Source organism: Agrobacterium sp. ICMP 6402 (genome assembly GCF_009498615.1).
GTDB lineage: Bacteria > Pseudomonadota > Alphaproteobacteria > Rhizobiales > Rhizobiaceae > Agrobacterium > Agrobacterium burrii.
In genome coordinates this window covers 1,412,198-1,437,014 of the sequence record NZ_QSNV01000001.1, presented here as the reverse complement: position 1 = coordinate 1,437,014, position 24,817 = coordinate 1,412,198, and the positions used below count along the sequence as shown (strand labels likewise).

Sequence of the window (24,817 nt, the reverse complement as noted above, 5' to 3'; positions counted from 1 at the left end):
CTCTGGCCACGGTTTTCTTTTTTTCGGGCGGTGGTCATGGCAATCAACAAGACGACGATCATCAACCAGGCGCTGACGTTGATTGGTGCCGGCAGCATGTTCTCTGTCGACGATGGCTCTGAGCTCTCCGAGCAGATCGAGGCAACCTGGCCGATGGCCGTTGACCACATCTTCGGCATGCATGACTGGAGCTTTTCAAAAAAAACGTTCAAAAACAGACGTCTTGTTAACCGTCCGGAGAACGGCTGGGCTTACGCCTTCGAATTGCCCGGTAATCGTCTAGGCCCACCGCTTTGCAACCTTGAAAGTGCCGGAAGCAATCCCCGCACATTGCGAAATTTCGCGCTCGAGGAGGGGCTGCTTTTCGCGAATGTTCCGGACACCTGGTCGCAGTGCAAGGTGCTTGTGGATCCTGATTACTGGGATCCGCCCTTCCGCTCCGCCTTCATTGTTGCGCTCGGCGGGTATCTTGCAGTTCCGGTTTGGCAGGATGCGGATCTGCAGGATCAGAAATTCACCCAGGCATTCGGCACGCCGTCGCGTGAAGGGACGGGCGGCATGTTCGGCCGCCTGATGGCGCAGGACAAAACGGCCGCGCCGATCGGCACTGATTTTATGGCGTCAGATCCGCTGACTGCTGTTCATCATGCCGGCGGGCGAGGCTCGCTTCCCTGGCACGGAGAATTTTGATGGCGCGTGTTGCGGGACAACTGAAAAGCTCCGCCAATGCGGGCCAGCTTGCGCAAAGCCTTCTCGGGAAGGTCAACCTCAAGCAATATTATTCCGGCGCAAAACGCATGCTGGGTTTCGAGCCTATTCCGCAAAGTGGTTTTTCGCTGTTGCCCGGCTCCCGGCTTGCTGGACTTGCTGCTGCCGTGCCGGTTGTGCAGACCACACTCACCGTGAGCTCGTCGCTTTCCTACACTCTGTTTTTCATGGCGGGGCAGGTGGAAATCTGGAGACAGGATCTGGTGAAGGTCGCGACCGTCGCTGTGCCCCAGATTACGGCGCAGATCTTGCCTGAGATCGAGTTTTACGGTGAGGCCAACACCGTTGGAATTTTTCATCCGTCGATATGGAACGGTATCCGTTTGCTGCGCAACGCGGCGAATGATGCGCTATGGACGGTTTCCGCCTGGCCGTTTCAGTTTATTCCCGACGTTGATCTTGGCGGGGATTATGCCAAGACCGATGATGTTTGGGAGATTTACTTCCGTTGGGGATCCGGCGTCGACAATGTCGTCGTCTCGCTCACCGTCGAAGGCTCAACCACGGCTGCTGTTTCGATGGGTGCTGCTCCCGGATCTGGCGACTGGGGAGCGTTTGCCAACAGCATGCGGGCGGCTATCGCAGCGCTGCCAGGGTTTGTGTCGGGGGTATCTGTCAGTGATCTCGGTGGCTCCTCCACTTTCCATCGTATTCAAGTCCGTTTTTCAGGAATTCTGCAGGGTGCCGAATACGATCTCGATGCGTCGATTGTGAATACCTCAGAAATGTCTGCGCTCGCCACGCATTCCAGCATCGGCGAAACATCCGGCGAGCCGCTGATTTCCTCTGCTCGCGGGGGTTTCTCCGGCATGACCAATTATCAGGATCGGTCAATTTACATTGCACCGAAGGCAAAGCCGGCCGCGATTGGCATGTCGCGCATCGGTGAGTATTTCGATCTCAATATTGAAAGCCAGTCGGAGAATGCTGCTCGCCTCGAGGCATTGCGGACAGAGGTTTCCGAAACTGCGCTCTATGCGCTGGATGCGACTTATCTGGTCGTGTTTACCGACAGGGCGGAATATTTTGCCTCAAACCGTACGGTCGAGCGCGGGAAGCCATTGAACTGGGTGCGCGCATCTGCGATCGGCACGAAGAAGGGGTGCAAGCCCGTCTTGATGGATAGCACCATATATTTCGTTTCGCGTGATGGCGGCAGGCTTTATTCTGCCAGTTACGATGCTGTATCGGAAGCATTCCAGCCATCTCCCGTCAACGATCTCAACAACGATATCGTGTCGGACATCGGCCGGATGATAGTGCAGCGCAAGAGCGGCAATATGAGCGGCGATCGGCTTTGGTTGTTGCGTGAGGATGGCCGCCTCATCTGCTGTGCGGCCAATGTCAGCCAGGATATCCGACTTGCTGCATGTGAATGGCCGGTTGCTGGCAACGGCTTTGTGCGTGGTATCTCTGTCGATGGTCTCGATCGCGTGTGGATCACAGTCGACCGAAACGGCGTTTACAGCCGCGAATTGCTTGTGGAGCAGGAAGATAGTCTTTTCCAGACGACTGTTTCCACGACGACGGACCTTGCCGGTGCGGTTGCCGGGCTCGCGATGTTTGAGGGCAAGACTGTCTGGGCGGAAATCGATGACGATATCCATGGGCCATTTGTTGTTTCAAGTGGCTCGTTTCAGACCGATGTTGCAGGACGGCCGGCAATCGTCGGTGTCTGGACGGCTCCAATCTATGAAAGCATGCCCTATGTGCGGGTGCTTCCAAATGACGACGTCGTGCGGCGTCCGGGCAAGGTGGTTTCGGCACGTCTTTATCTCGAGGATGCGGCCAGTATTGCAGTTGGCGCGAATGGTCGTGTCGCGCGTGAGGTGCCGCTGCAGCTCGCGAACGACAACCTTGACGCCCAAAAGCAGAATTTCACCGGGCATAGGACCGTTGCCGGCCTGATTGGTGTCTGCATGGATCCGACACTGACCATTACGCAGGTGCGGCCTGGACGGCTGCGCGTGCGGGATTACATCGCGGGGGTGAAACTGTAATGGAATTGGCTGCGAGCTTTGTGAGTTCTATTTTCTCGGGAGGCGGTGCTGCAGCTGCGGGCGCTGCCGCCGGCACCACCGTAGCTGCAGCTGCACCAGCTGCTGCTGGGTTTTCTCTCTCGACGTTGCTGCAGGGTACAGCAACTGTGCTTGGTATCGTTCAGTCGTTCAACGCCGGCAAAGCGGATGAGGCCGCATTAAATGCAGCTGCTGACGATGCCGCCCGCGAAGTGCCTCTGGAGACGCTGCAGGGCATCAACCGTCGTACAGCGATCAAGCAGCAGATGATGGAGAGTATCGGAGAGCAGGATGTTGCCTATGCGGCATCCGGTGTTGACCTTTCCTTCGGTACGCCGACGCAGGCGCGAAAAGAAGCCTTCCGGCAGACTGATCTCGCCGTCACCTCAGATGTGGGAACTGAGCAGACGCGTGTCGGCCGCCTGCAGGAGCGCGAGGCTGAGTATCGAAAGAGGGCGTCGCGCGCAAAGCGGTCGGCCATGGTTGATGCCGCATTGACCGGCCTCAAGGGTGCAACTTCCATCGCAGACAGGTACTGACATGGCAAATAGACGGCTGGATCCTGTATCCTATAAGCCATTCCACGCGCAGCCACTCTTGAGTGAGGGGTTGCTCTCGGTATCACGCGAGGGCGGTGATCTCGAGCGCAAGGTAGCGGCGGGCCTTGCCCGCATGGCTGATGATTTCGGCCAGCGTGCCGATCGCGAGGCGGAGCGTGCCGGCGAACTCGCTGGCAGACGCGCGGCGCTGGAGGGTTCGCCAACGGCCTCCGTCATGACGGGTGGCGGATATTCAGGCGAGAAAGTCTCAAGTGGGGTGCGCGTGAAGGTGCCGCCCGCCGAGCTCCGGACGATGATTGCCGACGCGGCGGTGCGTAACGGTGTCGACCCCCACGCCTTGACGGAAATCGCCGGCATTGAGAGCTCGTTCAATCCTTACGCAAAGAACGGCAGCTCATCGGCAGGTGGGCTTTTTCAATTCGTCGACAAGACCGCCGGGCAATACGGGTTGCGAGACCGCTATGATCCCGCGCAAGCGTCAGATGCTGCCGCTCGGCTGATGCGTGACAATCGCAATCATTTGCGAAATACACTCGGCCGCGACCCTAGTGCGGGAGAGTTATACCTTGCACATCAGCAAGGGGCGGGTGGGGCCTCGAAGCTGCTCGCAAACCCAAATGCCCTGGCCGTCGAAGTCGTAGGCCATGATGCAGTGCGTCTGAACGGTGGAACTGCCGATATGACGGCCGGCCAGTTTGCGAGCAAGTGGATATCGAAAGTTGCTCCCGGCGGTGGCTCCTACGACAAGCTGCCGTCGGCGTCGTCTGTTGAGCCGGTTTCCGTTACCCCTGTCCGCGAGGATGTGACTGTGACGTCGGGTAGGGTAGGCACGTTTCGCCCGTCCGGCCGTGACACGGTTTATGGCCGTGCTTTCGACGTCAAGGGAACCCGCACTTATCTCGAGATGGCTGATGCTGCCATGGTGCAAAACCAGCAGGCGGTTTATGAGCATTACAAGGATGATCCGGCGATGCTCGAAAAGGCATTGTCGGAAAATCTGACGGCGGATCTCCGCGATAATGTCTTTGAGGAAATCGCGCCCGAATATACTGCCGCTTATAATAAGCGATCTGCGGCCCTGTTGAGTAAAGCCAGGGCGGATCAGAAAGAGCGTGCCGACGCCGCAAACCGTGTCGATTTTCTTGGCCGCGTCGATGATCTGGAAAATCGTAAAAGCCAGCAGCTTGCCGGCCTCAAGGTGGACGATGACGCGGCCGGCGCGGCGCTGGCAGACACGCAATCGACGATCGACGCACACTATGACAGCGCCGTTGCGCGTGGTGTGCTGACGGTGGCGGAGGCGGAAAAGGCCAAGCGAAAAAGCCGCTCGGATCTCACTGTTGGTTTTTACACGAAGCAGGCGTCCACCATGAACGCCGACAAGATTAAAAACATGCGCGCGGACATGCAGCGCGACTATGCCGCTGGAAAGCTGGATGGCGTGACGGCCGATGATTGGGACGCGATCGATAAAGGTCTGACAGGAGCCGAAAGCGCCCGCCGTACACAGGACACCAAATCGAACGCCGACCTCGAGAAGCGCGGGGAGGAGATGGCAAAGCGCATAGCCCGTGGCCTCCCGGTTGGCGCTGACGAACTGGCGCGTTTCCAGCTCGATGCCGGCACGGCCCCGCGTGGCAAGGAGATCGTTTCTTCAACGCTCACGCGGATGAAGGTTTCCAACGCCATTCGCACTCAGCCGATCGGCGATGTTGAAAAATCCGTCAAGACGATCCTGGGAGAGAATGCGACGGCTGACGATATCGATTTTGCCCGCAAGGCGATCGCGGAGCATCGCAAGGAACTTCAGAGCGACCCGCTCGGTGTTGCCGAGCGCTTCGGCGTGCTGCCGGTTTCGGAGGGCTTGATACTGGATGGTGACGTTGATCCCGCAATGGTATCGGGTGCCTTCTCAGAGCGCATCAATGCATCGAACGCCGCGGGGCAACATTTTGGTGTTTCGCCGCGATACTTCCGTCCGGGAGAGGCCGAGCAGATCGAGGCCGCGGTGAAAGCAGATCCGGCGAAGGGGCTGGCTATCGCCGCCGGCCTCGTCGATGCTGCCGGCCGTGATGCCGATCGGGTGCTGCGAGAATTAGGAGAGGCTGCACCGGCGGTTGCTCTTTCCGGCGGACTGGTTGCAGCTGGTGGCAATAAGCAGGCGGCGCTCGATCTCATTTCCGGTTTCGGCAAAAGTCCGGAGGGGAAGGCCTATGCGGATATTCCCAATACAAAGCGCATTCCGGTCGCGCAAAAGATCGCCGGCGACGCGCTGCAGTTTTCTCCTGCAGAGGTGAACCGGCTGGATGAGGCGGCCGCCGCGATCGCGCGCAAGCGTCTTTACGAAGCCGGCGTTGATCCCAAAAAAGAGGATGCGCGGCCTTTTTACGAAAGGGCCTATCAGGAGGCAGCAGGCGCCAGCTTTTCCAACGGTGTCCAGTTCGGGGGCTTCACGAAATTTGGTGGCGGCGTCTTTTCCCGCGCGCGACAGATCCTCGTGCCGCCGTCGATCCGCGCTGACAAGTTCGGCGATCTCATCGATGCGCTCGAGGATGGCGACGTGGGGAAGGTGGTGGCGAAGAACGGCCGCACCTGGACGGCGCGTGATTTTCAGAAGGCCGCGCCGATTGCGGTCAATGGTGGTTACGCATTTGCGCTTGGTGACCTTTCCAGCAGCTCGCCGCAGTTCATCGCTGACAAGGACGGTAATCCCGTCGTGCTCGATCTTGCCGGCATGCGTGGCAAGCTCGGTGCGCGTGTCCCGGGGGCATATCGATGATCCAGTTACCTAATGTCACTGAATTGCCCGCGAGCCGCTCGGGTGGGCCGGAAAACTGGGGTGAGGCCTGGACGAAGGCTGCCGGCGCTACTGATGAAACCATGCGGCTGATCGAGAACACGAACGCGGACTATTATGGGCTCGATAAAGCTTATGAAGAGCGCATCAAGCTTATCGCCGATATAACCGGTCAGACGCTGCCCAATCCCATGCGCGAGGCGGCGGCTGTAGATCTGGATCCGGATCGCGCTGCCGTCATGGCGATGTCACTGGGTGGTGGCGGTACCGCGTTTTCTTCTGTCGATGATGAAACCAGGGCGTCTCGAGAGGAAGAATTCAACGCAAGAGCGCTTTCACTGTCGGGAAAATATCGGCAGGAAATCGAGCAGGTTTTGTCTACCAGCGTCGAAGAAGCGCACAATCAGGTGATGCGTGATGCCGAGAAGGCGTCACAGGACGCGTTGAATTCGCCCGAGCTCGGTGCTGCAGGCCGATTGGGCGCGCAGCTCGCCGGCGGGTTGCGAGGGGCGGCCAGAGATCCGACGCAATGGGGCATGGCAATGTTTGGTGCTGGCGGTGCGACTTCCGGAACGGTTGCGGGCCGGATCGGCAAGACCGTCCTGACGGAAGCGCTATTGAACGGTGGGCAAGAGCTGGTCCTGCAGGGGCTAAGCCAGGAGCGCAAGCGCGCTGCCGGCCTCGAGCATGGCATGGGTGATATGCTGCAGAACGCCGGCGTTGCGGCGGTGTTCGGTTCGCTGTTTGGCGGGTCTATCCAAGGCGGTTCGGAACTGGCCCGGATCTATCGCATGGGGAAAGGCGGCGAAGATATCGTCGCGCGCGTCCTTGATGGCAACCCCCAGCCTGGTGATATCGAGGCCATGGCGAAAGCCATGAATGTCGATCTCACGCCGGAAAAGCTTGATCTCATCAATCGCAGCTTCGAAGATCGGGTACTGGACGAATACGTGGTGTCTTCGGATGCGACGCCCGCCCAGATCGAGGTCATGCAGGCAGCTGAGCGATATGCGGCGGATCCGGACAATTTTCCGCCTCCGGAGATCGTCGAGCGCATGCTTGCCGAACAGGAGGCCGGCCGCCTGTTGACGATGCAGCCGGATGATTACGAGCGGATATATAGCGGCGATGCAAACGCGATCGACGATATCGCCGACACCTTTTTCGCATCTGACGTTGCCGATGCGTCGCGGCGCATCGATGCTGCCGCTTCGCGGGTAGAAGCGGCGGCGGATGCTGTCTCCGATCGGGCTATTTCGCCCCAGCCGGCGGCACGCCAGATGGAAGATCCTGCAGGGGCGTCGTCATCGGTGCAGTCGCTGCAGGAACAGACGATCCGCCCGCGCAACGTCGCAGAGCCGCTGGACGATGCCAGCATGCTTAATGCCGAGATCCGCGCCGGCGAGCTCGCTGAGCCCGCGCGCGATGCGAATGGTAATCCTGAAAACTATTTCGACTTTATGGCGATCGAGGATGGTGACGGCAAGGTGAGCGTGGTTTCCGCCCGTGAAGCGCTGGAGATCGCGTCAGAACCTGAATTCCTCGCCGATCTATTGGAGGCATGTAAATTATGAGCTTGCGTGATTGTCTGGCATCCGCCGTTGCACAGGGGGCGATCAACTCGCGCCAGGCGGATGAACTGCACCGCTATTATGATGCCCGCTTTAACAGCAAGCGCACGGCCATGCCGGAGCGGGAGGCAATGGCTGCAGCGCGCGATGAGGTGGCGGCTGCCTTGCGCGCCGATGCCAAGGAGATGCGCCGGCAGGTAAATCTGACGGAGGCCGCCCGCAAGGATCTGGCAGGCTTCATCGAGAATTATCGCAACAAGAGCGGCCGTCCGGATAAGCTCGATGCGGTTTTGTCGCTCATGATCCATAATGGCTTCAAAGGCACCCAGAGCATGGCCGGCAAGGCCAACGCAATCATTGCCCTGGCCCATCGCCAGCTTTCGGATGTGATGTATCATTTCCGACGCTCAAAGGGTCTCGGCCGTCGTTTGAACAAGGTCGATATACCTGACCTCATCACTGCCATGCATGGCGAGCATGTGAGCAACCCGACCGCCAAAGCGCTTGCCGGTGCTCTTACCGGCGTCCTCGAGGATCTGCGTCTGCGCTTCAATGATGCCGGCGGGAATATTCCGAAGCGGCAGGACTGGGGCATCGTGCACAGCCATAACCGTCGTGCGATCCGCAAGCTGGGCCGAACGCCGGAGGAGGCGCGTCAGCGCTGGAAAGATTTCATCCGGCCGTTGCTCGATCCGGAGAACATGACCAATCCGAACACGGGGGAGGTGATTGGCGCCAACGGCCTCGATAGTTCGCTTGATTATGTATTCGAAACGATCACTTCCGATGGCTGGGCGCATCGGCGTCCGGAGGGGCGTAAGTTCGGGAAAGGCAAGGTTGCCAGCAAGTACCAGGACAGCCGCTTCCTGATTTTTAAGGATGCAAAAAGCTGGCTGACCTATAACGAGCAGTTCGGTAGCTCCGATGCGATCGGCTCGATTTTCAACCACATCAACGGCGTGGCGCGCGATATTGCCGCCATGGAGCGTTTCGGGCCGAACCCGGATGCGACCATGGAATGGCTTAAGCAGGCCGTTCAAGTCGATATTGGCAAGCGCCAGTCTGGAGCCCTCAATATCGAGGGCGTGAAGGTTCCGGGCATGTCTGCCGTCAAGATGGCCGAATATCGCGTGGACAGCCTCTGGCGGGCCTTGCGGGGCCGTGAGACGGTATTGGATGCGCCGGCGCAATGGGCGGGCGATATCCGTAACCTCGCGACGTCGGCGGCGCTCGGATCGACCGGCATTCTCGCGGCCGCGACGGATCCGTTCGTTGCCGCCGCTTCCCGTCGCCTGGCGGGCCTGCCGGTCGTGCGTGGCTTTGGCGGCATCCTCAAGCGCTTCGCCAGCGACGGCGATCGAAAGGCGATGGCGCGCCGGGCAATGATCTGGGACGATTATCTGCACACGATGAATGAAAGTGCGCGTTTCGTCGATCAGATGTTTGGCCATGAATGGAGCCGTTATCTTGTCGATCGGTCGCTGACCTGGAACGCTCTTTCGCCCCTGACCGATGCCCGCAAGCGTCTCGAGGCGACGGCCTGGCATGAGACGCTGGGCGGCCTGGCTGAAAAAGATACAGACTGGATCGACCTTAACCCGCTTCTGCAGCGGGCCATGGAAGGTTTCGGCATCACGCCTGACGACTGGCATAAAATGCGTGCCGGCGTCGACAATATGGGCTTTCTGGATCCGGGCGGCGTTTTTGCGAAAACTGGCGATCGGACGCTTGCCGAGAAATATGCTGAGCTGATCCAGCAATGGCAGGAACGATCAGTGCCGGCTGGAGATCCGCGCATCAAGAGCGTGCTGACGGGCAAGGTCGAGCGGGGCACCATTTTGGGTGAAATTGCCGAATTCGGTTCCCAGTTCATGAGCTTCGGCATGAGCTTCACCGCGCGGCAGATGGAAGCGATGTATGTTTATTCAATGCTTTCGAAAAGCACTGCTGGCCGGGTTGCGCGCGGGTCCGGATATTTCGCGGCTATGGCCGTTCCGCTAACAATGGGAGCGGCGTTCTACATCCAGATCCTCAATGTTCTGAATGGCAAGGATCCGGAGGACATGACGGAAAATGCCTTCTGGGTGAAAGCCTTCGTCAAGGGTGGCGGCGGCGGCCTGTTCGCCGACTTCGTCGACAAGTCAGAAAACCGCTACGGGCAAAGCCTTGTCGCCACGCTGGGTGGTATTGGTGGTGCCTTCATCGCCGATACTGCTGACCTCACCTTGAAAGGCATTCAGTCCATCATCTACCCGGAAGATCAAAAGGTGGGTCGTGCCGCTGCAAAATATGTCGGACGCTACACGCCGATCCTGTCTTCGCACCCTGCGACGCGGAACTGGTATCGCCGGGCCTTTGTCGATCAACTGCAATGGTTGCTGGATCCGGACGCGGACAAAAGCTTCAAATCCCAGAAAGCGAAAGCCTCGCACTGGTGGGAACCTGGCGAACTGACGTTCCGGCGGCTTCCCAATCCTGAAACTGCGTTGGGGACAGATTAGAGTATAGCTTTTAATTTGTTGTGGTTTCGTGTCATGGTTGTTCTGTCGCTTTCTTCTGGGGGTAAAATGAAAAAAGCATTGATTATCAGTCTGGCGGTTATGCTTGCCGGTTGCACGGTCACGCCGGATAAATACGCAGCATCGCTGCCCGAAAAAGATCCGAAATACAACACGAAGGAATGCCGGGATATTCGAAAGGCCGCGCTCGAATTTGACAACAAGACTGGTCAAAGAATGGCAGTGGGGCTTGTCGGTGGCGTGTTACTCGGCGTGTTTTTCCTGCCGTTTGCGGCCGCTAGTGATGCCGAGCGTGAGGAGGCGCGAAAACTCTTCGCGCGTGAGATCCATATGCGTTGCTCGAGCAAGCCTCTTCCGAAAAATCTCGAGGTGACGCCAAAGGCTGGAGCCGATCGCGCCAAGCGCACTTAACGTTCCCTTCGCTCCCTTACGCTCTGCCTGATCGAAATCTCAGGCAGGGCAACCATGGCCGATACACCCTATCCATTGCCGCGCCAGCTGCGCATGAGCCAGATCCTTCTGGGTGATGGCCGGCTCACTTATGGGCCTTTCGATTTTCAGATTTTCGATGCTGAGGATGTTTCAGTGTTCACCCGCCTGGCAACTGGTGGAGACTGGACACTGGCGTCGGTTGTTGTCCAGAAAGTTTCCGGCCATCCTTTCGATCACTTCACCATCGAGTTTTCCGCGACCATATCGAGCCTTGTTCAATATGTCGTTGTTGGTGAGCGTCTTCCGGAGCGTACCGCCGGCGTTCGCAAGGGGACGCAAATTAATCCAGACGCCGTAGAGCGAGAGTTCTCAAAGATCGCTTCCACATTGCAGGAGTTGCGCCGAGACGCCAATAGGGCAGTCTTGCGTGAATTCGGCGGACAGGGCGTTGTACTCGAAAACGGCATTCCCGATGGAAGCTCGCTATACATCGAGGGGAATACCCTGCGGGCAGGACCTCCGGCTGGCGCAATCGGTGACTACGTCGCAGAAGCGGCGGCGTACGCCGCTGCAGCTCAAACATCAGAGCAGAATGCACAAATCTATTCGCAGCAGTCGTCGGGTTCTGCGGCGCAATCGCAGGCCAGCGCTGCCCAGGCGCAAAACCTCGTGGATGCAGCGCAGGCTGCATATGTCGGGTTTCAGCCCGGCACATTTTACGATCTCGGTTGGCTCGAGGATGATCTCACTCTTTTTGGTGACGATCTCGGCTGGCTTGAAAGTCTTTAACAGAGCGGAGAACTACGTTGGTCACCCCTATCTCTCAAGTCAAATCGACCGCAGTTGGTGTTGCCACAAAGGTTATCCCCCTGGGTGTCTTTGTCTGGAATGTCGTTACTGGCCGTATCCATGGCGGTGATGGCGTTACCGTCGGCGGCATTCCTATGGCTCGCGAAGATCAGAAAAATGATGGCTCGTTTGGTTACCTGACCGAAATCAAGATAGACAACTATGCGGTCACCTCTGGGGACAACGGTAAAATACTGCTCGCGAACAAGGCAACATCAATCAGCTTCGCGCTTGATGCTGCTGTGACGTTGGGTGCAAAATTCACGATTGCCGTAAAAAATATTGGCGTTGGCGCTTTGTCGCTGGTGCCGGAAGGATCGGAGCAAATTGACGGGATTAATGCGCCGTTCGTCGTTCCTTCCGGTGCCTCTGCTGTCCTCAAGTGCAATGGAAGTTCTTTCCGCACCGTGCTTGCCACGCCCGGAATAACCGGTGAGGGGATGGACCCTTGGGCTCTTGTTCCGCTGGGTGTGCCTATTCCAGCTGACATCGGCATGGCCGGCTTTGTCGCGCCGCCCAAGAACAGGAGTTATCGCTACATCCTCCTTTCCGCCGGTGAGGCTGGCGTTGGGGGGTACAATGAGGCGCTGTTGACCGCTGAGAGTGTTTCGGGATCCAGCCCGAACATCAGCGCTACCGCGACCGTTTCTCTTGTTGGCTCGCCGTTTAACGGTGCGACGGCGCGCCTGATCAACACAACGCGAGAAATCCTGCGGCCAGGCTCGCCCGGCGTCCTGCAGGCGGGGCAGATCTCCTCGCATACGCATGGTGTCAGCGACCCGACACACGGTCACGTTTTGCAGAACCCTTCGGACAACAGTCAAATATTTGCCTATGCAGGAAATAGCCCCGGCACGAATGGTAACCAGATCGGTCTCGGCGGCCAGGGCGGAGCAAGCGCAGGAGCTGCCGTAAGGAACTCTGCCACGGGCATTACCATTCAATCGACCGGCGGTGATGAAAACCGAATGCGAAACATGGGTACCAATTTTTATGTGAGGATCAAGTAATGCCGTATGCTTTTGAAGGTGGTATTTCCACCGAGCCGCGTGAAGATGCGATACCCATTTCAGACGCCGACTACGCTTTTGCCCTGCAGGCCATTTTGAGTGGGCAGGCGGTTTCGATCGTCGGGGGCTTTCAGATTGTAGATGCGCCGGTTGTGGTCGAGCCGGATCCTTCAGATGATCTCGACCTGGCGCAGTGGAAGGCGCTCCTCGCTTCCGATATCGATGCCCGCGCCGAGATCGCGCGATTGCGATACATCACGGGTGGCGCCGGCCAGGCGATGACGTATCAACAAAAGGCGCAGGAAGCCGCTGCGGTTCTTGCCGCCGTGGAAAGTGGTTTTGACCCAAATCCCGACGATTATCCTCTTTTAAAGGCGGAAATCGGCATCACCGCTCCTACGCTCGTTGGTGTTGCGCAGATAGTCAATGTGGCCTATCGGTCATGGTTGCAGATCGGCGCGCAGATTGAGGCATTGAGGCTTTTTGCCAAGTCGGCCGTGATGGCGGCAACAACGATTGCAGATGCCAAAGCTGCGGCGGTTGTTGCGTGGCCGTAGCTGGCGCATTTGACCTTACCTTTCCGCGCTTATCATGGCTCCAGTTGTAAACCGGAGCCATTTTTTTATGCAGAAGGGTGCTTTCTTTGATGCTGTACGCGGTCCACTTTTTGGTGGAGCGCTTTCCAGTTCACAGGTGTACGGAACAGATGCGATCCTTGATCGCGCTCTGGCTGTGCGCACACCGTTGCGGCATCTGGCTTATATGCTGGCGACGACCATTCATGAGACGGCGGCGACGATGCAGCCAATTCTCGAAACCCGCAGTCCCAAAGAGAGAAGTAATCCCTCGATCGATGTTGCGATCAAGCGGCTGGATAATTCCTTTGCCGCGGGAAAGCTGCCGTGGGTGAAAAAACCGTATTGGCGTAAGGATGGTGAGGGGAAAAGCTGGCTCGGCCGCGGCCTCGTTCAGCTTACCCACAAAAGCAATTACGACCGAATGGGAAGGATGGTCGGCGTCGATCTTGTGGCAGAACCTGATAGGGCTCTGGATCCTGGTATTGCGATCAGCATCATGTTTTTCGGAATGACGTGCGGCGATTTCACTGGCCGCCCGCTCTCGGATTATCTGGATGGCCGGACCGCTGACTATGTGAACGCACGCCGGGTCATCAACGGTATCGAGAGCGCCCGGAAGGTAGCTGATTATGCCGTGCGTTTTGAACAGGCTTTGCTGGCTTCCGGATATTCCGGCGACGGGAAACAGCTGCAGGCTGAAAAGCCGTCAGCACCGGAATTGCCTCCTGGTGCGGAGCCGGTCGTTGGTGGCGCTCCCGCTGAACCGACGTTGCCGGTCCAGAACGTCGATCCGGAAAAGCTCGATAAGCCGCTCCTGAAATCGAAAACGGTCTGGCAGTGGATCCTCACATTTCTGGGGGCTGCAGCGGCGGCATTCGGTGGCCTCGACTGGCGTGTGCAGATCTTGATCGTTGTCGCGATCGGCGGTTCCGGCGTCTACGCGATCAAGCGCCGTGCGGACATCGCCAAGGTGTATCGCGAGATCAAGGCCGAGTTCGATGCTTGACCGCCTTAAGACCGCACTGGTGGCGATCGGCGGCGGAGTAGCGGGTATTGCTGCGACCTATGCCGTCGCCTCGCTGCTCATGGTGCCGGCGGCGAAGCGAGAGGGCAAGTCGGCCGCGATCGCTGAGATGGCCGTGGCGGCCGCCAGGGCCGAGATCCAGAGAAAGGGTGATGATGCGAGCCTGCAGACCAAGACAGATTTTCAGCTTTGTGTTCTTGGCCTTCGCTCTAGCGGGCTGCCAGTCGATGCCTGCGACCAGCTGCGCCGGGTGGGCGAAAAATAATCTTTCCCCATCCGGCCTGGTGGCGCTGATTGCCGCCGATCGGCCGGGGGCGGAACGGGTGATCGGAAACGACCGCAATGGACAGCGGCAAGGATGCTGGAGCTAAGATATGCCGATAAAAATTTTCACCCAGAACGCAACTCAGAATATGGGTATCGAGGCAAAGAGTGACGCGGGTTATCGCGTTCTCTCCTATTCCGGATCCCTGGGCGGCGGAACGCTCCAGTTGCTTACCCAGTGCGCCGATGGTGCTGACCAAGTGCCTGTGCCTGACGGGAAGCTATCCGTTGCAAATGTCGATGGGAGCGGTGATCCGATCCGGCAGGTAGTGTTCGTCAGCGCTGGTAATGTCTATGTGGCGCTGACCGGAGCGACGGATCCGAATTGCAAGGTGTCGGTGCAATGACAACATCGTTGCGGCGTCTGGCGTCCACTTCGCTTGCTCGCGGTAAGGCTGGGCGTGGCTTATTGTCGACCTCGCCATGGCGGGGTTTGAATGGTGGCCCGGTTCGGGTCTCTACGGCATTTAGTCCTGTGAAGGCGAAGCTCTCCACCGGGCAGAATGCTTCAATATTGATCATTGGTGACAGCACGTCCTACACCCAATCGGGGCCGTATTACCTTTTTGCGGCTTGGCTCGGCGCGCAGCATAACGCCACGGTACGCATTCGTCGCTGGGCGGAGTGGGGCGCAACCGGTGCAGCTGACGGACCGAAGGATTATGCCGCGCCCGAAACCGTCGCGTTGGGGACCGGTTCTGTTCTTGATATCTGGCTGGCGGCGCTTCCCGGTGCGTATCCGAACAGCATGTTTCACAAGGGCCGTCGATCTGCGGCCATCGATGCTCTTTCCCGACCTGACCTCGTGATCTGGCATCATGGTCATAACGTGCAAACTTACGAAGTGCCGATCGCTGGGCTGAATGCGCAGGGGCGCGGTTTATATCTTGGGCCGATCGGCATGGTCGGTTACAAATGGCCGGGTCTGCCGCAGGCGATCGTCAACCAGACGCCATGGCGCGATAATGCCGGCATGGACAAGATCGTCTCTGCGATCAACGAAGTGCGAGCCGCCAAGCCTGATATCACGGTCGTCAACAGCCATGATCCCTTCCTGCCGTTTAAAGCGGATGCGCTCTATTACCGTGTCGCCGAGCCTTTCCCCGGCGTCCATCCATCTGACGCGGACGGCCGTAATCTTGGCGCTCAATTGCAGACATCGGCTCTGATGGCCGCGTGGGGGCGAAGCGAAGCAGTGGCGGGCTTTACGTCTGCGGATTGGGTGCGAGCGGCCGGCACCAATCTTATGCCCAATGGGGATTTCGCGTGGCCCGGCGCTAACCCTACTGGCTGGAGCAATGGCGGCACTACCGCCGTCTTGGTGAAAAACACTACCGAACAATATCCCGGCTATGCGTACTGCGTCGAAATTCAGCCGGGAGCAACTCCAGCTGCTGCACGCATGACAAGGGCGTTCACTGAGGCTGAAACAGCTCCATTGCGCGGGAAAACGCTCTCGTTGGCTATTTTGGCAAAACATGCGGCTGGGCAAACGCCTCCCTATATGGGGTTTGTCACCCGGTTTCAAAGCCCTCCTGGTCGTACTGTTGTGGCAGGCCCGCTTACGGCCAACGCGCTTGATCGGCCGCTGGCTGGTGAATGGTGCTGGTACGTCGCTTCCGGCATTCCGGTAGACGCCGATGCGGGTGCAAACCTGATGGCCGTCAGCCTTTATCCAACATTCAACGCGGCCGGAAATGGTGGGTCGTTGTTTATTCAAAAGGCAGTTCTCGTTGAGGGTCTAATGCCAAAGGGTCTTATGCCGTAGGTGCCTCATTTGACGGCATGGGCATGATGGCAAAATGCACTTATCAATTCCTGATCCGAAAGCGCTGGCCTTATGTCCTTCTTTGATTTTCTTGATGCAATTGGTGTAAAGCTGGGCGTGCTGCTGGCGGGTTTTTTTGGTGGCGTGCTGCGGGCGCTGTCTCGCCCGAATGTTACCTGGAAAGAAATGATCATCTCGCCGGTCTGTGGCGCTCTGGCTGCGGCATACCTAACTACGCCATTGTTGCACTACCTCTACAGCATCAACTGGCCCTTGCCGGAGGATCCTATTGCGACCATGAACGCCGCCGCGTTCGTCACAGGCGCGAGCGCCATGTGGATTTCCGATCTGATCATATCGAGGTTGACGCGCTGGGCAGGTGGCAAACCTGTTTAAAGCGTTAAAAACCGGCGTGCGACATGTGCGACATATTTTAGTCGCACGATGTCGCAAGTTGGTCGCAAGAAGCGTTGTGAATTCCGGTAAGTTATTGATTTTTCTTCATTTTATGGTGAGAGCGCAGGGATTCGAACCCTGGACCTACTGATTAAAAGTCAGTTGCTCTACCGGCTGAGCTACGCTCTCCCGTGTCGGGGCTGATTTGCCCTTCGGAAGTGCGCGGAACATAGGTAGAGCGATCCGTTCGGTCAACCCAAAAAAAGCGCTTTCGACAATCAATCTGGTTTTTTTTGTCGCACCCCCAAAAAGGTGATTGGAGAGAGGGGGCGGCTGGGGATAAAACCGGCTTCAGGCGTGTCGGGCAAATGGGTGAAATCGTTTTGCAGCAATGACATGCACGAAAATGAAGCGTGAAGTGCCGGCGAATCTTCAAAATCGCGGCGGCTTTGCGGGATGCGGAGTTCTTCTTGTCGATTGCCGATATTTCCCTGTTCAGCGCGCTCCTGGCCGGCGCTCTTTCGTTTCTGTCGCCCTGTGTGCTGCCGCTGGTGCCGCCCTATCTCTGTTATATGGCCGGTGTTTCCGTTGAGCAGTTCAAGACGGAGGAAACCGCGCCGCGGCCCGAGATTCGCAGGGCCGTGATGTTCTCGGCTTTCTTCTTCACCCTCGGTTTCGCCACTGTTTTCGTGGCGCTGGGGGCAGGCGCCTCGACGATCGGCACGTTGCTGCGACAGAATCTCGATATTCTCGCCAAGATCGGCGGTTTCATCATTATCCTCATGGGCCTGAATTTTCTCGGCGTCTTCCGCATCAGCCTGTTTTCGCGCGAGGCGCGGTTTCAGGGGGCGGGCAAACCGGCCACGCTTTCCGGCGCCTATGTAATGGGCCTTGCCTTCGCCTTCGGCTGGACTCCCTGCATCGGTCCGGTTCTGGGGACGATCCTCGGGGTTGCCGCGTCGCGTGAGACGGTTGGCGACGGCGCGATGCTGCTTGCCGTCTATTCGCTCGGTCTTGCGGTGCCGTTCTGGATTGCGGCGGCGTTTTCCGGTTCCTTCATGCGTTTCCTCGTGCGCTTCCGCCGCCATCTCGGTCTCGTCGAAAAGGTGATGGGTGTGCTTCTGGTGCTTACCGGTATCGCTTTCATGTCGGGTTTTATCACCAATGTGGCGATCTGGTTCCAGGAGACCTTTCCGATCCTGATGAAAATCGGCTAAGCCTCTCGCGGACTTGGAGCATTTCCGTTTTTCTCCGAAACGCGAAAACGCTCTACCTCATTGTTTTACGCATTTCCGGACGTAAAACCGCGACGCACTTTTGACGGAAATGCTCTTGAGGAACGACCGTGGCTGATATCGTTGGATTGCTGTTGCCGTTTTTCGGCCTGATCTTCATCGGTTACGGCGCGGCGCGGATAACAAAACAGCCGGTCGAGGCGATGGGCTGGCTGAACACCTTCATCATCTATGCGGCCTTACCGGCGCTGTTTTTCAAGCTGGTGTCGAAAACGCCGGTGGAAGAGCTGGCGCGGATGGATTTCGTTGCCGCCAGCCTTGCCTGCACCTATGGCATTTTTCTGCTGGTGTTCCTGATCGGCCGGTTTGTCCGCAAGAACAGCCTCGCCGAAACCACGATCCAGAGTTTCGCGGCAAGTTACGGTAATATTGGTTACATGGGGCCGGGCCTTGCGCTTCTGGCGCTTGGCGAAAAGGCGGCGGTGCCGGTGGCGCTGATCGTCTGCCTTGAAAACGCCGCGCATTTCATCGTCGCGCCGGCGATGATGGCGGTCGCTGGCGGCGACAAGCGCTCGGCTGGAAGGCTTGCGCTGGATGTGGCGCGCAAGGTCATCACTCATCCGTTCATCGTCTCGGTGATTGCCGGATTTCTCGCCGCTTCGCTGTCATGGCAGCCGCCGGAGGCGGTGCAGCGGCTGGTGGATTATCTGGCGCAATCGGCTGCCCCCTGCGCGCTGTTTGCCATGGGCGTGACGCTGGCGCTCCGGCCAATGAAACGGGTGCCGGTGGAGATCAGCTATATAGTGCCGGCCAAGCTGATCCTGCATCCGCTCGCTGCCTATCTGGTCCTGTCGTCGCTCGGGCGGTTCGAACCGGTGTGGATCTATTCCGCCGTTCTGCTTGCTGCGCTACCGACCGCGACGAATGTCTTCGTTATCGGTCAACAATATCACGTCTGGCAGGAGCGAGCGTCGGCAACGATCCTGATTTCGACGGTGCTGTCGGTCTTTACACTGACCGGCGTGGTGTATTTCATCCAGCCTTTTTGAAGCTGCCGAACAGCAGCGAGGGCAGGGCCTTCAGCCCACGGCCCGGCTCGATGCCTTCGCGCATCACCATGCTTCTGAGCGTGCCGATGCCGGAGAGGACATGCAGGCCAGCCGCGCGCGCCATCTGCACCGGCAGGAAATCGGAAAGCAGGGAGCGATTGAGGAGATCGACACTGAGGGTGCGGGTGTAGACATCCGCCCGTCGTTTGCGGTCGAAACTGTTGCCCGCGTCCGCCGCAATCGGTCGGTCGGAGACGGCGCCCAGCAGTTCCGTCAGAGCGATGATGTCGCGCAGGCTGAGGTTCAGCCCTTGCGCGCCGATGGGCGGAAAACCATGCGCCGCCTCGCCGATCAGGGCCACGCGGCCCTCGCCGAAACGATGCGCCGTCATGGAAGACAGCGGCCATGCCTGCACGCTGTCCTCCACGGTAACAGCGCCGAGCATGGATTGCATGCGTTCCTCGACCTTCAGGCTCAAGGCTTCCAGCGGCAGCGCCGTCAACTCTTCCGCCTGCTGTGGCGTGACGACCCAGACGAGGCTGGAGCGGTCGCCGGGCAGGGGAACCTGCGTGAAAGGTCCGGTCGGTGTGTGGAACTCCGTCGAGACATTGCCGTGCGGCCGGCTGTGGCCGAAGTTCAGGACGATGGCGGTCTGCGGATAGGACCAGGATTTGACGCCGATGCCGGCCGCATCCCGCACCATCGATTTCCGGCCATCCGCGCCGATCAGGAAATCGGCGGAGATGGTTTCACCATCGCCAAGCGTTACCGAGACGCGGTCGTTGCCGATGTCGATCGTCCCGGCCACGGTGTCGAGACGGGTGATATTGTGTTCCTGTTCGACAGCTTCGCCAAGCACGCCCAGAAGCGCTTCGTTGGGAATGTTCCAACCGAAGGCGTCGAGCCCGATTTCGGAGGAGCGGAACTGCACCGTCGGCGCGCGCAGCAGGCGGTCGGTGCCGTCGATGATCTGCATGGTGGAAAGGCGCGCGGCGGAAGGGGCGATGCGCGACCACAGGCCGAGGCGGTCCATGAAACGGATCGACTGATCCATCAGCGCCGTGGTGCGCCGGTCCTTCTTGTCGCTTGAAGGTGCGATGAGCGCCACGTGGCGGCCGGCCCGGGCGAGTGCTATGGCCGCGATCTGGCCCGCAAGTCCCGCACCGGTGATGGCGATATCGAAGTGTCTCATGGTCCTGATCCGTTGTTATTTCCAGAGCATCATAGAGGCTTTGCGCAGGTAAATCCACTTGGACGCCGCAACATCCGGGCGCAAACATTCGTTGGTTGCGCCACTATATTAGTCTTAGGATAAGCGGATTGAGCCGGTTGCAAAGCGTGGTGAATGGCCGCATACCGGAATGAACAGGGCGGATGAAAAGCGGGGCGCAGACGCTGACCATGAAAATTTTCAACTACAAGCGTGTTCCCTACGCGGAAATCCGCGCCTTTTCCGTGCATATGCTGACGGCATCCGGCTCGTTCCTGGCTTTTCTCGGCGTCGTCGCGGCTGCCGAACACCGTTTCGTCGATATGTTCTGGTGGCTGGGGCTTGCGCTGTTGGTCGATGGTATCGACGGACCCATCGCCCGCAAGGTGCGGGTAAAGGAAGTTCTGCCCAACTGGTCCGGCGACACGCTCGACAACATCATCGACTACGTGACCTATGTGCTTTTGCCCGCCTTTGCGCTTTATCAGAGCGGCATGATCGGCGAGCCGCTATCCTTCGTGGCGGCTGGCATGATCGTGGTGTCGAGCGCTATTTATTATGCCGATATGGGCATGAAGACGGATGAATATTTCTTCTCGGGCTTCCCGGTGGTTTGGAACATGGTGGTTTTCACCCTGTTCGTTCTGGATGCCAGCGCCACCACGGCTATGACCGTCGTTACCGTTTCGGTGTTTCTGACGTTCCTGCCGATCAATTTCCTGCATCCGGTGCGGGTGAAGCGGCTGCGGCCGCTCAATCTGGCTGTCGTGTTCGTCTGGTGCGCGCTCGGCGGTTATGCGTTGCTGATGCATTTTGAAACGCCGACATGGGCGGTGATCGCATTCACGGCGAGCGGCATCTATCTTTATTGCATCGGGGGAATATTGCAGTTTTTCCCTGCGCTCGGCGCGAAATAAGAAAAAGGTAAAGCCGTTTATTGCTTGTGCAAATTGCATTTAAGCAACTGCTTTTTATGTTGTGCGCAGCAGCAAAACAGTTATCAATAAATCATGGTCGCGCAGCATTGCATACGCATTGCCACGGGATTGGGAACAATGACCACGGCTGTTAAAAATGCTTCGAAGAAGGCATGAGCGGCCGGTGAAAGAGGGAACTCGTGACTGGAACTTTGGCGCCAGAGGCCGTGCCTCTCCTGTCCGTTCGCAAGCTGACCAAGCTGTTCGGCAATTTTGCCGCCTGCAACGGCATCGATCTCGATATTGCGCCGGGCGAAATCCATGCGCTTCTGGGTGAAAACGGCGCGGGCAAGTCCACGCTGGTCAAGATGCTGTTCGGCGTCCTTGCACCGACAGAAGGCGACATCATCTGGCAGGGCCAGCCGGTTTCCGTGGGCTCGCCCAGCGAGGCCCGCAGGCTCGGTATCGGCATGGTGTTCCAGCATTTTTCGCTGTTTGAGGCGCTGACGGTCGCTGAAAACATCGCCCTTTCGCTCGATCCAAAAATTTCTCTGAAGGAAATCGCAAGGGAAGCGGAAACGCTGTCGCGGGCCTATGGCCTGCCGCTTGATCCCAATGCGCATGTGGCCGATCTTTCGGTCGGCGAGCGCCAGCGCATCGAGATCGTCCGCGCCCTGTTGCAGAACCCGCGCCTGATCATTCTTGATGAGCCGACCTCGGTTTTGACGCCGCAGGAGGCTGACAAGCTGTTCGAGACGCTGGCAAAGCTGAAGGCCGAAGGCCGATCGGTGCTGTATATCAGCCACCGCCTCGAAGAGGTGCAGCGCATCTGTGATCGCGCCACCGTCCTGCGTCACGGCAAGGTGACGGGTGCGTGTGATCCGCGCAAGGAAACGCCGGCATCTCTGGCGCGCATGATGGTTGGCAGCGATGTCGCAAGCGTTTCGCGGGCAACGGGTGAAGCGCTTGGCGCGCCGCAGATTGAAGTCATGGCGCTTTCGGTCGCGCCGCGCACGCCTTTTGCCGTGGCCTTGAAATCGATTTCCATGAATGTGCGCGCCGGAGAAGTGCTGGCGATTGCCGGTGTGGCCGGCAACGGGCAGGGCGAACTGTTCGACGCGCTTTCGGGCGAATATCCCGTCTATAATAATGACGCCATCCATCTGCGCGGCAAGGCGGTTGGCCGCATCGGCATCAATGGCCGGCGGCTGATGGGCGCCGGTTTCGTGCCGGAGGAGCGCCACGGCCATGCCGCCGTTCCGGGCATGAGCCTTTCCGACAATCTTTTGCTGGCGCGGGCGCGCTCCGACCGCAAGGCGTTTCTGACGGGCGGTTTTCTGCGCATCATCCGCGGCTCGGTCATCAAGACGGCGGCGCGGCGCATTTCGGAAACCATGGACGTGCGCAAAAGCGGGGCCGATCCGCTGGCAGGATCGCTTTCCGGCGGCAACCTGCAGAAATTCATCGTCGGGCGCGAGCTTGATCGTCAGCCGGCGGTGCTGGTGGTCAACCAGCCGACCTGGGGTGTGGATGCCGGTGCTGCAAGCCGTATCCGCCAGGCGCTGGTCGATCTCGCCAAGGCCGGCTCGGCCGTCATCGTCATCAGCCAGGATCTCGATGAAATCTTCGAGGTCGCCACCAATATCGCGGTCATTTCCGACGGCAAGCTTTCCGAGGCTCATGCGGTGGAAGATATGACGCTTGAAAAGATCGGCCTGCTGATGGGCGGCATCCATACACATTCGGGAGCCGCCCAGCATGCGCATTGAGCTTGAAAAACGGGCAGGCGTCTCGAAGCTATTCACCCTGCTTTCGCCGCTTCTGGCGCTGGTGCTGACGCTGCTTGTCGGTGCCGTCATGTTCGCCATGCTTGGCAAAAATCCGACCCACGCGCTTTACGCCTTTTTCGTCGAGCCGCTGCTGGAGGTCTGGTCGCTGCATGAGCTGGCGATCAAGGCCGCACCGCTGATCCTGATCGGCGTCGGCCTGTCGATCTGTTATCGCTCCAATAACTGGAATATCGGCGCGGAGGGGCAATTCACTATCGGCGCGATTACCGGTTCCATCCTGCCGGTGCTTTATCCCGACTGGCATTCGCCGCTCATCCTGCCGTTGATGATGGTGATGGGCGCTGTCGGCGGGGCGCTTTATGCCGGTATTCCGGCGCTGTTAAAGACAAAGTTCAACACCAATGAAATCCTTGTCAGCCTGATGCTGGTCTATGTCGCGCAGCTCTTCCTCGACTGGCTGACGCGCGGCATCTGGCGCGATCCCGGCGGTTACAACTTTCCGCAGACAAAGGCATTCAACGACAGCGCCGTTTTGCCGGAAATGCTGGCGTCGGGCCGGGCGCATTGGGGGTTCGTTTTTGCCATCGTTGCGGCCATCGCGCTGTGGTTCATGATGCGCTACATGCTCAAGGGCTTTGAAGTTACCGTGCTTGGCCAATCGGCGCGGGCCGGGCGCTTTGCCGGTTTCTCCTCCAGCCGCATGGTGTGGTTTTCGCTGCTGCTATCGGGCGCGCTGGCCGGGCTTGCAGGCATTTCGGAAGCTTCCGGTTCCATCGGCCATCTCCAGCCCAGCATTTCGCCGGGTTATGGTTTCACCGCCATCATCGTCGCCTTTCTCGGCCGCCTCAATCCGCTTGGCATCATCCTTTCCGGGCTGGTACTGGCGCTTACCTATCTCGGCGGCGAGGCGGCGCAGCTTTCGATCGGTGTGTCGGACAAGGTGACACGGGTGTTTCAGGGGCTGATGCTGTTCTTCGTTCTGTCCTGCGATACGCTGATTTTCTACCGCATCCGGGTCGTTTTCGCCGGCAAGGCGCATCACAAGCAAGGAGCGGCATGATGGATATGCTTCAGGCCATTCTCCTAACCGTCATCACCGCCGCGACGCCGCTGGTCATCGCCGCTTCGGGCGAGCTGGTGGTGGAGCGCTCGGGCGTGCTCAATCTCGGTGTTGAGGGCATGATGATCATGGGCGCGGTCTGCGCTTTCGCGGCCTCTCATATGACGGGTTCCCCCTATCTCGGCATTCTGGCCGGCATCGCCTCCGGGGCGGTATTTTCGCTGCTTTTCGGTTTCCTGACGCTGACGCTTGTCACCAACCAGGTGGCGACGGGGCTGGCGCTCACCATTCTCGGGCTTGGCGTTTCCGGCATGCTGGGTGAAAGCTTTGTCGGTCTGCCTGGCATCAAGCTACAACCCATCGTGTTTCCGGTCTTGTCGGAAATCCCCTTTTTCGGTCCGCTGCTGTTCCGGCAGGATCTGATCTTCTACATGTCCATCGCGCTGGTCTTCGGTATCGGCTGGTTTCTGTTCAAAAGCCGCGCCGGGCTTAAAGTCCGCGCCATCGGCGACAGCCATGCCTCGGCGCACGCGCTTGGCATCAACGTTATCCGCACGCGGTATCTGGCGGTCATGTTCGGCGGCGCCTGCGCCGGTCTTGCAGGCGCCCAGCTGTCGCTGGTCTATACGCCGCAATGGGTGGAAAACATGTCGGCTGGGCGCGGCTGGATTGCGCTGGCGCTCGTCGTCTTCGCCTCCTGGCGTCCGTGGCGCCTGCTGGCGGGCGGTTATCTGTTCGGCGCTGTCACCATCGGCCAATTGCACGCGCAGGCCTTCGGCATCGGCGTGCCGTCGCAGCTGCTTTCGGCGATGCCTTATCTCGCAACTATTGTCGTGCTGGTCATCATCTCGCATAATCGCCGCACGACCTTGATCAACACACCGGCATCGCTGGGCAAATCCTTCGTGCCGGACAGGTGAAGAAGAATCCTCAAGTCTCCAA

Annotated in this window: 22 protein-coding genes and 1 tRNA gene; 21 read left to right on the top strand and 2 right to left on the bottom strand. The window is 58.9% G+C overall.

Going from position 1 to position 24,817, the window contains the following annotated elements; genetic code table 11:
* Nucleotides 1-36 precede the first annotated feature (36 nt).
* The 15 genes from DXT96_RS07265 to DXT96_RS07195 all read left to right on the top strand — a co-directional run bounded on the left by DXT96_RS07265 (nt 37) and on the right by DXT96_RS07195 (nt 16,614).
* Nucleotides 37-690 (top strand): hypothetical protein, encoded by a 654-nt coding sequence (locus tag DXT96_RS07265; protein ID WP_153513996.1) that lies wholly within the window; start codon nt 37-39, stop codon nt 688-690.
* Nucleotides 690-2,768 (top strand): hypothetical protein, encoded by a 2,079-nt coding sequence (locus DXT96_RS07260; RefSeq protein ID WP_153513995.1) that lies wholly within the window; start codon nt 690-692, stop codon nt 2,766-2,768. The genes DXT96_RS07265 and DXT96_RS07260 overlap by 1 nt, the downstream gene beginning before the upstream one ends.
* Nucleotides 2,768-3,325, top strand: a complete 558-nt coding sequence (locus DXT96_RS07255) for a hypothetical protein (RefSeq protein WP_153513994.1) — start codon at nt 2,768-2,770, stop codon at nt 3,323-3,325. The genes DXT96_RS07260 and DXT96_RS07255 overlap by 1 nt, the downstream gene beginning before the upstream one ends.
* A gap of 1 nt (nt 3,326) precedes the next feature.
* Nucleotides 3,327-6,125: a transglycosylase SLT domain-containing protein gene (locus DXT96_RS27375; RefSeq protein WP_371418803.1), complete on the top strand. Its 2,799-nt coding sequence runs from the start codon at nt 3,327-3,329 to the stop codon at nt 6,123-6,125.
* On the top strand, nt 6,122-7,717 hold the full coding sequence (locus DXT96_RS07245) for a hypothetical protein (protein ID WP_153513993.1): 1,596 nt from the start codon (nt 6,122-6,124) through the stop codon (nt 7,715-7,717). The genes DXT96_RS27375 and DXT96_RS07245 overlap by 4 nt, the downstream gene beginning before the upstream one ends.
* Nucleotides 7,714-10,215, top strand: coding sequence for a hypothetical protein (locus DXT96_RS07240; RefSeq protein WP_153513992.1), 2,502 nt, complete (start codon nt 7,714-7,716; stop codon nt 10,213-10,215). Before DXT96_RS07245 ends, DXT96_RS07240 begins: the two co-directional genes overlap by 4 nt.
* Nucleotides 10,216-10,281: 66 nt before the next feature.
* Nucleotides 10,282-10,644: a hypothetical protein gene (locus tag DXT96_RS07235; protein ID WP_153513991.1), complete on the top strand. Its 363-nt coding sequence runs from the start codon at nt 10,282-10,284 to the stop codon at nt 10,642-10,644.
* 54 nt (nt 10,645-10,698) lie between these two features.
* On the top strand, nt 10,699-11,454 hold the full coding sequence (locus DXT96_RS07230) for a hypothetical protein (protein WP_153513990.1): 756 nt from the start codon (nt 10,699-10,701) through the stop codon (nt 11,452-11,454).
* Between the two features lie 17 nt (nt 11,455-11,471).
* Nucleotides 11,472-12,524 carry a hypothetical protein gene (locus tag DXT96_RS07225; RefSeq protein WP_153513989.1) on the top strand — a complete coding sequence of 351 codons (1,053 nt, stop codon included), beginning with the start codon at nt 11,472-11,474 and terminating at the stop codon, nt 12,522-12,524.
* Nucleotides 12,524-13,081: a hypothetical protein gene (locus DXT96_RS07220; RefSeq protein WP_153513988.1), complete on the top strand. Its 558-nt coding sequence runs from the start codon at nt 12,524-12,526 to the stop codon at nt 13,079-13,081. The genes DXT96_RS07225 and DXT96_RS07220 overlap by 1 nt, the downstream gene beginning before the upstream one ends.
* A gap of 67 nt (nt 13,082-13,148) precedes the next feature.
* Entirely contained in the window at nt 13,149-14,108 is a 960-nt protein-coding gene (locus tag DXT96_RS07215) for a glycoside hydrolase family 19 protein (protein WP_153513987.1), read from the top strand.
* Nucleotides 14,101-14,391, top strand: a complete 291-nt coding sequence (locus DXT96_RS07210; RefSeq protein WP_153513986.1) for a hypothetical protein — start codon at nt 14,101-14,103, stop codon at nt 14,389-14,391. The genes DXT96_RS07215 and DXT96_RS07210 overlap by 8 nt, the downstream gene beginning before the upstream one ends.
* 109 nt (nt 14,392-14,500) lie before the next feature.
* Nucleotides 14,501-14,797: a hypothetical protein gene (locus DXT96_RS07205; protein ID WP_153513985.1), complete on the top strand. Its 297-nt coding sequence runs from the start codon at nt 14,501-14,503 to the stop codon at nt 14,795-14,797.
* A gap of 128 nt (nt 14,798-14,925) precedes the next feature.
* Nucleotides 14,926-16,218 (top strand): SGNH/GDSL hydrolase family protein, encoded by a 1,293-nt coding sequence (locus DXT96_RS07200; protein ID WP_153513984.1) that lies wholly within the window; start codon nt 14,926-14,928, stop codon nt 16,216-16,218.
* Between the two features lie 72 nt (nt 16,219-16,290).
* On the top strand, nt 16,291-16,614 hold the full coding sequence (locus DXT96_RS07195) for a hypothetical protein (protein ID WP_153513983.1): 324 nt from the start codon (nt 16,291-16,293) through the stop codon (nt 16,612-16,614).
* Nucleotides 16,615-16,727: 113 nt separating this feature from the next.
* Here the strand turns inward: DXT96_RS07195 and DXT96_RS07190 are convergent.
* Nucleotides 16,728-16,803 (bottom strand) — tRNA-Lys (locus DXT96_RS07190).
* A gap of 281 nt (nt 16,804-17,084) precedes the next feature.
* On the opposite strand from DXT96_RS07190, the gene DXT96_RS07185 reads away from it, so the two are divergent.
* Nucleotides 17,085-17,831: a cytochrome c biogenesis CcdA family protein gene (locus DXT96_RS07185; RefSeq protein ID WP_153513982.1), complete on the top strand. Its 747-nt coding sequence runs from the start codon at nt 17,085-17,087 to the stop codon at nt 17,829-17,831.
* Between the two features lie 128 nt (nt 17,832-17,959).
* Entirely contained in the window at nt 17,960-18,898 is a 939-nt protein-coding gene (locus tag DXT96_RS07180; protein ID WP_207134773.1) for an AEC family transporter, read from the top strand.
* Here DXT96_RS07180 and DXT96_RS07175 read toward each other — a convergent pair.
* Complete coding sequence (locus DXT96_RS07175) at nt 18,882-20,090, bottom strand: UbiH/UbiF family hydroxylase (RefSeq protein ID WP_153513981.1); 1,209 nt, start codon at nt 20,088-20,090, stop codon at nt 18,882-18,884. The genes DXT96_RS07180 and DXT96_RS07175 overlap by 17 nt on opposite strands.
* Nucleotides 20,091-20,299: 209 nt before the next feature.
* Between DXT96_RS07175 and pcsA the strand changes: the two genes are divergently transcribed.
* The 4 genes from pcsA (at nt 20,300) to DXT96_RS07155 (ending at nt 24,795) form a co-directional block, all read left to right on the top strand.
* A complete protein-coding gene (gene pcsA, locus DXT96_RS07170; protein WP_149897364.1) occupies nt 20,300-21,025 on the top strand; it encodes a phosphatidylcholine synthase in 726 nt (241 codons plus the stop codon).
* Nucleotides 21,026-21,237: 212 nt separating this feature from the next.
* The gene (locus tag DXT96_RS07165) at nt 21,238-22,794 is read left to right on the top strand and encodes an ABC transporter ATP-binding protein (protein ID WP_153514230.1); all 1,557 of its coding nucleotides are present in this window, start codon (nt 21,238-21,240) and stop codon (nt 22,792-22,794) included.
* On the top strand, nt 22,784-23,875 hold the full coding sequence (locus DXT96_RS07160) for an ABC transporter permease (protein ID WP_153513980.1): 1,092 nt from the start codon (nt 22,784-22,786) through the stop codon (nt 23,873-23,875). Before DXT96_RS07165 ends, DXT96_RS07160 begins: the two co-directional genes overlap by 11 nt.
* Nucleotides 23,875-24,795: an ABC transporter permease gene (locus DXT96_RS07155; protein ID WP_174373600.1), complete on the top strand. Its 921-nt coding sequence runs from the start codon at nt 23,875-23,877 to the stop codon at nt 24,793-24,795. The genes DXT96_RS07160 and DXT96_RS07155 overlap by 1 nt, the downstream gene beginning before the upstream one ends.
* Nucleotides 24,796-24,817 lie beyond the last annotated feature (22 nt).